This is a genomic window from uncultured Acetatifactor sp., from assembly GCF_948601915.1.
Classification (GTDB): domain Bacteria; phylum Bacillota; class Clostridia; order Lachnospirales; family Lachnospiraceae; genus Acetatifactor.
Genome location: NZ_CAPDXS010000050.1, coordinates 1 through 12,628, shown reverse-complemented (window position 1 = coordinate 12,628; position 12,628 = coordinate 1). Strand labels below are relative to the sequence as shown.

16 protein-coding genes are annotated in these 12,628 nt (G+C 58.3%); all 16 read right to left on the bottom strand.

What is annotated here, in order from left to right:
• Nucleotides 1-5 precede the first annotated feature (5 nt).
• The 16 genes from Q2B33_RS10470 to ylxM all read right to left on the bottom strand — a co-directional run bounded on the left by Q2B33_RS10470 (nt 6) and on the right by ylxM (nt 12,381).
• Nucleotides 6-698 carry a response regulator transcription factor gene (locus Q2B33_RS10470; RefSeq protein WP_296465218.1) on the bottom strand — a complete coding sequence of 231 codons (693 nt, stop codon included), beginning with the start codon at nt 696-698 and terminating at the stop codon, nt 6-8.
• 92 nt (nt 699-790) lie between these two features.
• Nucleotides 791-1,705 carry a peptidoglycan editing factor PgeF gene (gene pgeF / locus Q2B33_RS10465; protein ID WP_300571198.1) on the bottom strand — a complete coding sequence of 305 codons (915 nt, stop codon included), beginning with the start codon at nt 1,703-1,705 and terminating at the stop codon, nt 791-793.
• Between the two features lie 16 nt (nt 1,706-1,721).
• On the bottom strand, nt 1,722-2,087 hold the full coding sequence (locus Q2B33_RS10460; protein ID WP_296465224.1) for a YraN family protein: 366 nt from the start codon (nt 2,085-2,087) through the stop codon (nt 1,722-1,724).
• Between the two features lie 7 nt (nt 2,088-2,094).
• Nucleotides 2,095-2,388 carry an EscU/YscU/HrcU family type III secretion system export apparatus switch protein gene (locus Q2B33_RS10455; RefSeq protein ID WP_300571202.1) on the bottom strand — a complete coding sequence of 98 codons (294 nt, stop codon included), beginning with the start codon at nt 2,386-2,388 and terminating at the stop codon, nt 2,095-2,097.
• A gap of 71 nt (nt 2,389-2,459) precedes the next feature.
• Nucleotides 2,460-4,328 carry a flagellar hook-length control protein FliK gene (locus Q2B33_RS10450; RefSeq protein WP_300571206.1) on the bottom strand — a complete coding sequence of 623 codons (1,869 nt, stop codon included), beginning with the start codon at nt 4,326-4,328 and terminating at the stop codon, nt 2,460-2,462.
• A 64-nt stretch (nt 4,329-4,392) separates the two neighbouring features.
• Nucleotides 4,393-5,148 (bottom strand): ribonuclease HII, encoded by a 756-nt coding sequence (locus tag Q2B33_RS10445; protein ID WP_300571209.1) that lies wholly within the window; start codon nt 5,146-5,148, stop codon nt 4,393-4,395.
• A gap of 42 nt (nt 5,149-5,190) precedes the next feature.
• The gene (gene lepB / locus Q2B33_RS10440) at nt 5,191-5,736 is read right to left on the bottom strand and encodes a signal peptidase I (RefSeq protein WP_300571213.1); all 546 of its coding nucleotides are present in this window, start codon (nt 5,734-5,736) and stop codon (nt 5,191-5,193) included.
• Nucleotides 5,733-6,626 carry a ribosome biogenesis GTPase YlqF gene (ylqF, locus tag Q2B33_RS10435; protein WP_300571216.1) on the bottom strand — a complete coding sequence of 298 codons (894 nt, stop codon included), beginning with the start codon at nt 6,624-6,626 and terminating at the stop codon, nt 5,733-5,735. The genes lepB (Q2B33_RS10440) and ylqF overlap by 4 nt, the downstream gene beginning before the upstream one ends.
• Nucleotide 6,627: 1 nt before the next feature.
• Complete coding sequence (gene lepB / locus Q2B33_RS10430; RefSeq protein WP_300571219.1) at nt 6,628-7,206, bottom strand: signal peptidase I; 579 nt, start codon at nt 7,204-7,206, stop codon at nt 6,628-6,630.
• Between the two features lie 58 nt (nt 7,207-7,264).
• Nucleotides 7,265-7,612, bottom strand: a complete 348-nt coding sequence (gene rplS / locus Q2B33_RS10425; protein ID WP_296465246.1) for a 50S ribosomal protein L19 — start codon at nt 7,610-7,612, stop codon at nt 7,265-7,267.
• A 107-nt stretch (nt 7,613-7,719) separates the two neighbouring features.
• Nucleotides 7,720-9,141, bottom strand: coding sequence for a tRNA (guanosine(37)-N1)-methyltransferase TrmD (gene trmD, locus Q2B33_RS24215; RefSeq protein WP_330684706.1), 1,422 nt, complete (start codon nt 9,139-9,141; stop codon nt 7,720-7,722).
• Between the two features lie 5 nt (nt 9,142-9,146).
• Entirely contained in the window at nt 9,147-9,671 is a 525-nt protein-coding gene (rimM, locus tag Q2B33_RS10410; RefSeq protein ID WP_300571223.1) for a ribosome maturation factor RimM, read from the bottom strand.
• Nucleotides 9,672-9,780: 109 nt separating this feature from the next.
• Nucleotides 9,781-10,023, bottom strand: coding sequence for a KH domain-containing protein (locus Q2B33_RS10405; protein ID WP_300571226.1), 243 nt, complete (start codon nt 10,021-10,023; stop codon nt 9,781-9,783).
• A 25-nt stretch (nt 10,024-10,048) separates the two neighbouring features.
• The gene (gene rpsP, locus Q2B33_RS10400; protein ID WP_296465252.1) at nt 10,049-10,294 is read right to left on the bottom strand and encodes a 30S ribosomal protein S16; all 246 of its coding nucleotides are present in this window, start codon (nt 10,292-10,294) and stop codon (nt 10,049-10,051) included.
• Nucleotides 10,295-10,542: 248 nt separating this feature from the next.
• Nucleotides 10,543-11,910: a signal recognition particle protein gene (gene ffh / locus Q2B33_RS10395; RefSeq protein WP_300571230.1), complete on the bottom strand. Its 1,368-nt coding sequence runs from the start codon at nt 11,908-11,910 to the stop codon at nt 10,543-10,545.
• A 75-nt stretch (nt 11,911-11,985) separates the two neighbouring features.
• The gene (gene ylxM, locus Q2B33_RS10390) at nt 11,986-12,381 is read right to left on the bottom strand and encodes a YlxM family DNA-binding protein (protein ID WP_300571233.1); all 396 of its coding nucleotides are present in this window, start codon (nt 12,379-12,381) and stop codon (nt 11,986-11,988) included.
• Between the last annotated feature and the right edge of the window lie 247 nt (nt 12,382-12,628).

Below are 12,628 nucleotides of genomic sequence, written 5' to 3'. Positions count from 1 at the left end.
CTCCTCTACTGCTTGTCGATTTTGTAGCCCACGCCCCAGACTACCTTCAGATACCTGGGCTCCCTGGGGTTAATCTCTATCTTCTCCCGGATATGGCGGATGTGCACGGCCACAGTGTTGTCCGCTCCGATGGCGTCCTCGTTCCAGATGCTCTCGTAAATCTGGTCGATGGAGAATACCCGGCCCTGGTTCTTCATCAGGAGCAGCAGGATATTGTACTCGATCGGAGTCATCTTCACGGGCTCCCCGTCCACCATCACCTGCTTGGTGTCGTCGTTGATGACCAGACCTCCCACCTGGTAGACGGACTTGCTCTCCGCGTTCAGGCTCCCCAGGGAGGTGTACCGGCGCAGGTTGGACTTGACCCTGGCCACCAGCTCCAGCGGATTGAAGGGCTTCGTGATATAATCGTCCGCGCCGATGTTCAGGCCGAGAATCTTGTCCGTATCCTCAGACTTGGCGGACAGCATGATGATGGGGATGCTGCTGTACTCCCGAATCTTCAGGGTGGCGCGGATGCCGTCCAGCTTCGGCATCATGATGTCCATGATCAGAAGATGGATCTCCTCCTTCTTCAGCAGGTCGATGGCCTGCTTCCCGTCATAGGCCTTGAAGATGCAGTGCCCGTCCTGGCTCAAATAGATCTCTATCGCGTCCACGATTTCCCGGTCGTCGTCACACACAAGTATATTCGCCATATCTCATCACTCCGTTTTTCCTGAAATACCCCCGCATATCCATGTAACCATATCTTTTTTAAATGTTATATACGCAAAATCTGAATGTTTTCTTAATCTTTCAATGCCAGGAACGCAGCCAGGCTCCCTCTTCTGCCGCCGCTGGCCCTGTGGGAGAACAGATATCCGCTGTTGTGGCAGGTGCAGATGTCCGTCACGGCGATATGGGCAGGAAGAAGACCTGCTTGTCTTAAAATCAGCTCATTGGCCAGCCAGAGATCCAACTGGTACTTCCCCGGCTCCCTTCCGGGAATGGCCACCGCCTCCCCCAGCATCCGGATGAACTGTTCCGCCACGTCCCCGCTGACCTCATAGCAGTCCCGGCAGATGGAGGGGCCTACGGCCGCGTAAATCTCCTCCGGCCTGCTCCCGAACCGCTCTCCCATGGCCTCCACCATCCGCGCCCCCATCCTGCCCGCAGTGCCCCGCCAGCCGGAATGGGCCAGCCCGACGGCGCGGTGTACGGGATCCACGAAGTAAAGGGGCACGCAGTCCGCGTAGAAGGTGTTCAGCACCAGGCCCGGCTCATCCGTCACCATCCCGTCCACGTCCGCGTAATCCCGGGGGCGCAGGATGCCCTTGCCCTTGTCCGCCGAGGTCATGCGGCGGATGTTGGTGGTGTGGGTCTGGTGGGACGCCACCATGTCCTCCACCCGGCAGTCCAGCACCCCGGCGATACGCCTGTAGTTTTCCAGCACGTTCTCCCGATTCTCGTCCCTGTCCACGCTGAAATTCATGGTGGCGCATTCTCCCCTGCTCACTCCCCCCAAGCGGGTGGTGAACAGGTGCTTTACGATTCCGGTCCGCTCCAGCAGCGGGAACGTCAGATATTCCAGAGGCTCCCCGCCCTCCGTCAGCGCGAGGTCCTGCCGCACCGGCCGCTCGCTCCGCTCCTGCGGGGCCCGGCCCTCCGGATCCACGCCCTGCCCTGGCTGCCCGCCTCTTTCTGTCCTCTGTATCTGAAACATAGCCCTCCACCTCCCGTCAGTATCCCCGTGCATAAATATGCGGAAAAGCGTTCTGCACCCACTGTATCTCGCTGCCCTGTATGCCCACCACGTCATATCTGACGCCCGTTCCGTCTCCCAGCCCGTGGACATACCTGTAGTAATCCGCCACCCTGCAGATCCTAAGCTGCTTGCGATAGTCCACTGCCTCCAGGGCATAGCCCTTTTCGGAGGCGCTGCGGTACTTCACCTCCACGAACACCAGATATCCCCGGTGGCGGCAGATCAAATCGATTTCGCCCTGCCTGCAGCGGAAATTGGTCTCCAGCACCTGCATGCCCTTCCCCGTCAGATATTCCGCGGCCTGTCTCTCCTTGTCCGCTCCCACCCTGCGCTTGTTCAAAAATCCGCTACCTCTTGATCTTCCCCTTGATCTTGTCCATGGAATCCACGAACACCAGTATCTCCGCCACCACCTCGTACAGCTCCGGCGGTATCATGTCCCCGATGTCCAGCCGGGACAGCGTGTCCGCCAGCTTGTCGTCCCTGTGCACCGGCACATCGCTTTCCCGGGCTTTTTCGATAATCTTCTCGGCCAGGATCCCCCGGCCGCTGGCGATGACCCTGGGCGCCGCGTCCGAGGGGTCGTATTCCAGCGCGATGGCCTGTTTCAGCTTCCCGTCCTTTTCTCTCTTTCCGTCCATATCCCCACCCCCTTGTATCGCTGCATCGCTGCAAGTCCGGAAGAACGCTTCTCTTGCGTTCTCTTTTCGCTTTAGGTGCGCACGTCAAAGGCATATCTGGAGAGCATGACGCCCCTCTCCTGCTTCAGAAGCGGCTCCAGCCCGCCTTTCGCCGGGGTCTGCTCCTTCTTCTCCTCCCTGACGGCCATGGCGTAACTGCAGTCATAGCCCCTGGCGCGCAGACGCTCCGTCAGGATGTCCATGTGGGCCGCCATGAAATCTATCATCTCTTCGTCCCGGAGATAGAACTTCGTGCTCACCTTGCTGCTCTGCATGGCCACATAGACATCCACCGATCCCAGGTTCTCCATGTCCAGATGCAGCAGGGCGCTGACATTCCCGTCCTTCTTCGCCAGGTTCTTCTTGTTGGTATAGACGTATAGATCCCCGTGGGCATCCCGCTGCTGCAGGCGCAGGGGAAGCTGTACATAGCTGTACATCTGGTTGAGCTGCTGCAGGAAGTCCACGCTCTGGGACAGGAAGGCCGTGGCGCGGAAAGCCTCCGTGCCGTTCTGTCCCGCATGCTCCAGGGCCGTGGCCAGCCCCTTCAACTGTCTGTCCAGCCTACGGTACAGCTCCTCCACCCTGCCCGGGACGGCCAGCTCCTCCGGCCGCAGCACCCAGTCCCCCTTCAGGGTGCCGGCGAAAAACGCCCGGAAATTCTCCCCGGAAAACAGCCGCTCCAGGGCCTGCATGGCACCGGCGGAGGTCCTTGCGCCCTCCGCCAGGCTTCCCAGCTTCGTAAAGAGCTGCAGCGCGTCCGCCTGGCCCCCCGCGAACTGCAGGATCTGGCTCCGCAGGCCGGAAGCCTCCTGGGGTGTCAGGTCCAGCTGGTCTACCAGGGCCATGGCCTCCTGGGCCACAGCCGCCCGCAGCCCGGCCTGTACCGCGTCGGCCGTATTCCCGGCCTGCAGAACGGCCGCTTCACCCTGCCCCGCCGTCTGCCCTGCCCCGGCCGTCCCGGCCTCGGCTTCCGCGACTTCTGCCGCCATGGCCAGGAGCGTGTCCGCGGCCAAGGCCCTGCCTACCTGCGCCGCTGCCTCCCCCGGAGACGCGCCCTCAGCCAGAGGCTGTCCGGTCTGCCCGCCTTCCAGTACATCGCCTGTTCCCGGGACAGCTTCCTCTCCCGGCACCACTGTCCCGGCATTCTCCGTCCCCTGGGCGGCTCCCCCTTCCTGGGCGCCTCCCGCTCCGACCACATTCCCGTCTTCCTGTCCCGCTTCCCGAATCAGGGAGAGCACCTCCTGGTACAGCCTCACCGCACCGGCGACATCCCCCTCTGCCATCATGGAATCGAATACCTCCGGCAGCGCTCCCAGGATGTCCTCCATGCCCCCGGTCAGCTGATGGGTCAGGTTCCTGTAGGAGGCCATCTGGTTCACATTGGCCTCGTTCACAGGCATCTGCAGCTTGTGGAGATTGATGATATCTTCCACCGTGGCCTGGGGGAAGCTGTTGATCTCCCGGAAAATCTGCTGCAGGCTGCCCTTGTTCACGGGAAGCCCGGCAGCCATAAGCTGCTCCGTCATGTCCACGGTGATGCGGTTCAGGGGGAGCCCCGCCATGTCCAGCGCCTTCATCACGTTCACGTCCGTGGCCACATTGGTGAAAAGAGGGCTCAGCGTAAGCGCGCTTCCGTTGTTCTTCACCTCGAAGGTCATGTTCTTCCCGATTTCGATATTCATGTTCCGGTCGATCCGGGCGTTCAACACCATGTCCTCGGACAGCCTGATCTGCACCTCATTGCCGTTCCTGGCGATGATCTCGCCGCTGATGGTCTGTCCTGGCACCAGAGAACGGATCTGGCGGTTCATCAGCTCCGCCTGGGCCGGGGTGGGCTGGGGGGCATGCGCCGTATTGTCCGTCCGTACCTCTCCCGAAAACAGTTGTGACAGCTTCATCCGCGCTCTCCTTTCTTATCTCTGGAATCTCATATCCCTGAAATCTCTGCATCAGACAACATGCTCAGACAATGTTCCTGATGAAGCTCCTTCTGTGTATGGGCGCAGGGCCGTATTTCCGCAGCGCCTCCATATGCTCCGCGCTGCCGTAGCCCTTATTTCCCGCAAATCCGTATTCCGGGAAAATCTTATCGTAATCCCGCATCATCCTGTCCCTGGTGACCTTGGCGATGATGCTGGCGGCGCCGATGGAGATGCTCTTGGCGTCCCCCTTGACAATGGGCACCTGGGGAATGGACACCCTGGGAATGGTCACTGCGTCGTTCAGCAGGATATCCGGCTTACAGGCCAGTCGGCCGATCGCCTCCCGCATGGCCTCATAGGTGGCCTGCAGGATGTTGATCTCGTCGATCCGCTCCGGCGAGGCATATCCCAGCCCGCAGGAGACGGCCTGCTCCATGATGATGTCATAAAGCTCCTCTCTCTTTTTTTCGGACAGTTGCTTCGAATCATTTATATATAAAATGCGGCAGCCTCTGGGGAGGATCACCGCTCCGGCCACCACAGGGCCTGCCAGCGGCCCTCTCCCCACCTCGTCTATCCCGCAGATAAAGTCGCAGGCCCCGTACTGTTCCTCGTACACCCTTATCGTCTCTATCCGCTGCCTCTCCCTCTCCAGCGCGTCAAGCCGCCTTGCCGCCGTCTCCGCCAGCTTCCGCACGCCCGCCCGCTCGTCCCGGGAATATTCCTTTACAAATTCAGGCAGCTCCTCAATGGTCGCTGCCTGAAGAATCCTCTTTATCTCAGTGGTGCTTTTCATTCCGGTTCCTTTCGTCTCTCTTGTATTGCCACGGGGCCCATGCTACTGATGCTTCAGTATGCCCAGCTTGGACAGGGGCCAGATCCGGACCCACGCCCTGCCTACAATGTCGTCGCCATGGATGTTCCCCACGCTTTCCGTGCGGCTGTCCGTGCTGTTGTTGCGGTTGTCCCCCATGACGAAGTATTCATCCTCCCCCAGGACGATCGGCTCCACCGCTATGCCCACATGCTCCGGCGCGATGACCTCTCTGCCGTAGTTCTCCGGGAGCAGCTCTCCGTTGATATAGATATTTCCCTGCAGATCGATCTGCACCGTCTCTCCGGGAAGCCCGATGATCCTCTTGATATAGTATGTATTCTTCTCCTGCTTGAATGGGAATACAATGATATCGAACCTTTTTGGGTCGCTGAAACGATAGGTGATCTTATCCACGATCAGGTTATCCCCATCGGTCAGCATGGGCTCCATGGAAGAGCCGTCCACCTCTGTCCTCTGCCCCACGAACGTGATCACCAGCCATGTCAGGCACAATACCCCTAATAGATAAGCAAGCGTGCTTATCATCTCTTTCATTACTTTGCTCATCCTCTGTTCTCCTGTTCCGGCACGGGCTGCCTTTCGGGGCGCTCCAGCGTCAGCCTCCCCAGGCGGCCGCTCCTGAAATCATCCAGCAGCAGATCTGCCGCTTTCTTCAGGTCAAGATTCTCCCCTTTCAGGAAGCATCTCCTGCATCGCGCGATGCCCTCCAGCATGACCGCCATGCTGTTGGCCTCTCCCGCATCGCTCTCCCACGAGATTCCGTACCGCCCTGTGACGGCCTCCGGGTACAGCTCCCGCAGCAGTTCCAGCAGGTCGCAGGCCAACTCTTCCATGACGATGATCTCGTCATTCATGGAACCGATAAAGGCAAGATGCATCCCCACCTCATTGTCCTCGAATTTGGGCCACAGGATGCCCGGCGTGTCCAGCAGCTCCAGGCTCTTGTTCAGCCGGATCCACTGCTTTCCCTTGGTGACCCCCGGTTTATTCCCTGTCTTGGTGCAGGCCCTGCCCGCAAAGGCATTGATGAAAGTGGACTTGCCCACATTGGGGATGCCCACCACCATGGCCCTCACCGGACGGTTGAGGATACCACGCTTCCTGTCCCTTGCGATTTTTTCGGCACAGGCCTTCTGCACCAGGCTGTTGATGGCCTTGATGCCCGCGCCGGACTTGGAGTTCACCTCCAGGGCAAAGACTCCTCTGTCTTCAAAATACCGCATCCACGCTTTGTTGCAGCCCTCATCGGCCAGGTCGGACTTGTTCAGGAGCACGATCCTGGACTTGCCCTTCCCCAGCTCGTCGATGTCCGGGTTGCGGCTGGCCAACGGCACCCTGGCATCCACCAGCTCTATGATCAAATCAATCAGTTTTATGTTTTCCTGCATCATACGCCTGGCTTTCGTCATATGACCAGGATACCATTGATAATTCATTCTATTTAACGAATCCCATGCCCGTATCCCCATACGCTGCACGGAACCATACCTTTCCTATGATGTCTTCCTCCCGCACCGGCCCGATATTGGCCGAGCGGCTGTCCTCGCTGTTGCCCGGGTTGTCCCCGATGCAGAAATACTCTCCATTCTCCACGGTGAACTCCTCGGCGGCGATTCCGGCCTCCGCCAGCTTCTCCTCCACCCACGGGCTCTCCTCCCCGTTCACGTACAGGATGCCGTCACGAATCGCCACGCTGTCTCCCGGCCCTGCCACCACACGCTTCACATAATAATGGGTATTCTCATTCCCATTGGGCAGGAACACCACCACGTCCCCGGCTTTCGGGGAGGAGATCAGATACACGAAGGAATTGATGAATATCCGCTGTCCATTGTACAGCGCGGGCTCCATGGACACGCCCACCACATTGGTAGTCACTCCCAGGAAGACATTCAGCACCACCGCTATGAAGATTGCCGTAAAGATGCCGAACAGCCAGCTGAAAGCCTCCCGAACATGGGCCGAGCTTATTTTCTTTTTGCGTCTGTAAAAGCTGAGACCTCTGTTTTTCGCCATATGATCATTCCTGATGAAAGAAAAGGACAACTACGTGAGTAATTGCCCTTTTGTCCGCTTACCTTACGGCTTCTTTTACCTTTGCCTTCTTACCGACGCGGCCTCTCAAGTAGTTCAGCTTAGCACGTCTGACCTTACCTCTCCTGATGACCTCGATTCGCTCCACATTGGGGGAATGTACAGGCCAGGTCTTCTCAACGCCAATGCCATTGGATGACTTCCTGACGGTAAATGTCTCGCGGCTGCTTCCGCCCTGCCTCTTCAGGACGATGCCCTCGAACACCTGGACTCTCTCTCTGTTTCCTTCCTTAATCTTACCGTATACCCTTACGGTATCGCCGACATTGAACTCATCGACTTGGCTTTTTAACTGCTCAGCCTCGATTTCTCTGATGATGTCACTCATAATGAGCCTCCTTTTTCACTAGATGTTCTTAATGTCCGTAGGAATCGTCCTGATTTCCTGACACCAGAGGACCATCTCTTCTTCACAACATGAAAAGTTTAGCATATTCACGTATCATTTGCAAGCACTTTTTCCAGCCACCAGAAAGTTTTTTCCGCTTTATAAAATCCCAGCCGCTCCTGGAGCCGCTCCGAGGCGGCATTCCCCACGGCCACATGCCCGTATGGCGTCCAGCCCCTCTCCAGCATGCGGTTCACGGCGTAGGCCTCCAGAGAGGCCCCGATGCCCCTGCCCCGGAAAGGCTCCTCCACGAAGAGCATCCCCAGGGCCCCCTCTTCATGCGTTCCCACGAAGCCCACCTGCCTGCCCTCCAGGAACGCCCCATACATGGCGCCCGCCAGGATCCGTTCCCTGACGTATCCGCCCTCCGTGCCCGGGCCCTCCGTACCGCTGCCGTACCATCCGGATACATACGGGAAATCCTCCATGGAGAGCCGTCTGATTTCCTTGTGCCGCACGGGCAGGGCCTCCTTCCGGGTGTACAGCACCTGACCAAATTCTCCGAAGACGGCATATCCCCTCTCCGCCAGCAGATCCCGCATAAAAGCCTCCGACACCAGGATCATCTGGGCATCCCCGGGGAGCAGGTCCGCCATCCGCTCCCCGGTCTCCCCGTCCAGGGCCGTCATCATGGCAATGGCGCAGCATCTGTCATACAGCAGCACGGCCGTGTCCTGCCCACGGAAATCCGTATATAAGATATCGGCCCGCCCCCTGGACAAGCTCTCCATCATGTGGATATTGTCCCTCTTCTGCCTGGAGAGCCGCTCTGTCAGCCGCTGCTTCTCCTGATATCTGGCATAGAGGTCGGGCCTCCGCCTGGCGGTGCGCTGCCTGGACTGCTCCAGCCGCCAAGCGCTCACCAGCCTGTGGTTGCCCGACAGGAGCACCTCCGGCACCCGCATCCCCTGCCACTGCTCCGGCCGGGAGTACTGGGGGTATTCCAGCAGATCGTTGTAGAAGCTCTCCTCGCTGGCGGACTCCTCATTGCCCAGCACCCCGGGAATCAGCCGCCCGATGGCATCAATCATCACCATGGCCGCCAGCTCCCCTCCCGTCAGCACATAGTCGCCGATGGACACCTGGTCCGTGACCACCAGCTCCAGCACCCGCTCGTCTATGCCCTCGTAGTGGCCGCAGAGGAACACCAGCTCTTCCTCCCTGGCGAAGTCCTGCGCCATCCTCTGGGTGAAGGGCGCTCCCTGGGGCGTCATGTAGATCGTCCTGACTGCCCTTCCGCCGGTCACGGCCCTGTGGGCATCGTACACGGGCTGCGCCTGCATCAACATGCCGGCCCCGCCTCCGTAAGGGTAGTCGTCCACCTTTCCGTGCCTGTCCAGGGTGTAGTCCCTGATGTCCACCGCATTCAGGGAGAGCAGCCCCCGTCCCGCCGCCCTGCCGATGATGCTGGGGCTCAGCCCCTGCAGGACCATCTCCGGGAACAGTGTCAGTATATGGAATTTCGTCACTTTTCTCACGCTCCGTCCAATAGTCCCTCTAAAATGTGTATCCGGATGAATCCGGCCTCCACGTCCACCTCCAGAACGCACTGCTTGATGGCGGGCAGGAGCAGCTCCCTGCCGTCCCGCAGGTCGATGGCGTACACATCGTTGGCGCCTGTCTCTATCACGTCTTTCAGGGTGCCGATTTCCGTCCCGTCCTCGTCCCGCACCGTCAGCCCGATCAAATCCGCCACGAAATACTCGTCCTTCCTAAGCCGCACCGCATCGCTCCTGGGCACCAGCAGGGAGGCTTTGCGGTATCTTTCCACATCCTCTATGCTGTCGACTCCCCGAAACTTCAGTATGGCGAACTGCTTAAAGAATTTCACGCCCTCTATCTCCAGGACCGTTCCCGCGTCCCGCGCCTTGCCGGTATCCAGCGTCACCTTTTTCAGACGCTTGAACCGGTTCACGTCGTCCGTGGTGGGGAACACCTTTACCTCCCCCTTCAGGCCGTGGGTGGAGGTGATGATGCCTACCTTGAAATACTCTTCCATCCATTTCTCCTATATGCCAAAAGGGCCGCCGCATCCAGGAGAGTACCAGGACTCATCCCATGCGGCAGCCCCTGCCGGAACATCGCGTTTCCCAACGCATGCGCTTCCTCTACACGATTTCGACATCCACATTCTTCTTGTCCCGAAAAGACGCCGCTTTCACCACCGAGCGAATCGCTTTCGCTATCCTGCCCTGCTTGCCGATGACCTTTCCCATGTCGGACGATGCTACATGAAGCTCGATGACGAATCCACGGCCCTCGGCCTTCTCCGTCACCACGACCTCCTCCGGGTTATCCACAAGCGCTTTTGCGATAACCTCCACCAATTCTTTGGAATGCATTTCTTCCATTTATAGCCACCTCCAAGAATGATTTTTACTTCTCGATGCCAGCGGCTTTGAACAGCTTTCCTACCGTCTCTGTGGGCTGAGCGCCGTTAGCCAGCCATTTCTTGGCCAGCTCCTCGTTGATTTTGAAGGTGCTGGGATCCGTGCTGGGATCATAGGTGCCGATCTCCTCGATGAACTTGCCGTCTCTGGGGGAACGGGAATCAGCTACGATGATTCTGTAAAAAGGAGCCTTTTTCTGTCCCATTCTTCTCAGTCTGATCTTTACTGCCATTTTTCCTACCTCTTTCTGCCGCCCTGTGCGGCCCTTGCGTTGAATTGTTTTTATGAATGCACTTCTTCATGAATGCACTTCTTCATTATGAAAAGGGGCTTCCGGGGATTGCTCCCGCGTCACCCATAATCATCCTTCATCCCGGGAAAATCATCCCGCATCCCGGAAGGAAACTGCCCAGTACCTTCCTCCGCCTTGTCTGGCGCGGACGCCAGGCACTGATTACTCGGGAATTCATGCACCGGTGACTAGAAGGGGAACCTGCCCTTGCCCATTCCAGGGAATCCGCCGAACATGCCGCGGCCCTTTTTGCCGCCTCCGAACTGCTTCATCATCTTCTGGCTCTGCTCGAACTGCTTGATGAAACGGTTCACTATGGCGATGTCCACGCCTGCGCCTCTTGCAATGCGGTGCTTGCGCTGAGGGTTCAAAAGCTTCGGATTCCTGCGCTCCTCCTTTGTCATGGACAGGACGATGGCCTCCATGCGCTTCAACTGCTTCTCGTCAATCATGGACTCCAGATCCGCTCCCTTTATCCCCATGCCGGGCAGCATGCTCAGGATGCTGGTCAGCCCGCCCATGTTCCGCATCTGCTTCATGCTCTCCAGGTAGTCCTCGAAGTCGAACTTGCCCTTCTTCATGCGGCCGGCCATCTCACGGCTCTTGTCCTCGTCCAGGTCTATGCTCTCCTGAGCCTTCTCTATCAGGGAGAGCACATCCCCCATGCCTAAAATACGGTTTGCCATGCGGTCGGGATAGAACTGCTCCATGTCAGACAGCTTCTCGCCCATGCTGACGTAGAGGATGGGCTTGCCTGTGACCGCTTTTATGGAAAGGGCCGCACCGCCTCTGGTATCGCCGTCCATCTTGGAGAGGACGACGCCGTCGATGCCCACCTTTTCATCGAATTCCTTCGCCACGTTCACTGCATCCTGGCCGGTCATGGCGTCCACCACCAGGAGCGTCTGGTGGACAGAGACTGTATTCTTGATTTCCTGGAGCTCCGCCATCATGTCTTCGTCTATATGCAGACGGCCTGCCGTATCCAGGATGACCACATTGTGGCCGTTCTTCTCCGCGTGGCGGATGGCCTCCGCGGCAATCTCCGTGGGTTTGTGATCCGTCCCCATGGAGAAGACGTCCACTTCCTGCTTCTTGCCGTTGATCTGCAGCTGTTCGATAGCCGCCGGGCGATAGATGTCGCAGGCCACCAGCAGGGATTTTTTCCCTTTCAGCTTCAGCTTCCCGGCAATCTTGGCCGTGGCCGTGGTCTTACCGGCGCCCTGCAGTCCCGCCATCATGATGACGGTAATGGATTTGCCCGGCTGCATGGCGATTTCGGTGGTCTCGCTGCCCATGAGGGCAATCATCTCCTCATTGACGATCTTGATGACCATCTGGCCGGGGTTCAGGCCGTTCATCACGTCCTGGCCGATGGCCCGCTCCTCCACGGACTTCACGAACTGCTTGACCACCCGGAAGTTCACGTCGGCTTCCAACAGGGCCATCTTCACTTCCTTCAGGGCGGACTTCACGTCCTCCTCGGTGAGACGTCCCTTGCTCCTCAGGTTCTTGAATACGTTCTGCAGTTTCTCTGTTAAGCTCTCAAATGCCACCTGTGACTCCTTATAGTTGTATTTGCGGACTCATCCGGGGATTTCCCCTCCGGAACGTCCTCCCTTCCACAGCGCTCACAGCTCCTCCAGCAGCTCCCGGGACAGCTTCCTGATAACCTGCAGGCGGTTCCGCATCCGGCGCAGTTCCCCGGTGCCGGGCTTTTCACCCGGTTCCCCGCCCGCTTCCTCCGGAGCCTCCACAGGCAGCGTCAGCCTCTCGATCTCCGCCACTGTCTTCTTGGCCCTGGCGAACCGTTCCACCAGATGGAGCTTGCTCTCATAGCCCTGGAGAATCCTGTCGCAGCGCTTAATCAGGTCATGTACGCCCTGCCTGCTGATGCCCCGCTCCTGGGCAATCTCCCCCAGGGACATGTCACGGTACACCGCGTCCTCGTATACGCTGCGCTGATGCTCTGTCAGCAGCTCGCCGTAGAAGTCAAATAACATAGTCTGTTCATATATCTTATCCATAACTTTACCAGCCTTGTGTATTTTACTACAGATACGGGTGGGTGTCAAGTGTTTTTTCTTGTCGAACTAATGTTTGCGTTTGTTTGTCTTGTGTTATCGCAAGCAACACACATTGAACCACCCTCTTTTCTTTCGTCTGGAGGGCTCTTGAATCCTTCGAAATACAAGGAGTAGGCGCAGCGACAAGTCAATAAAAAAGACGTTAAGCATCCCTATGTGGCTGAATGCTCTGTGTGAGGAAAAAAGC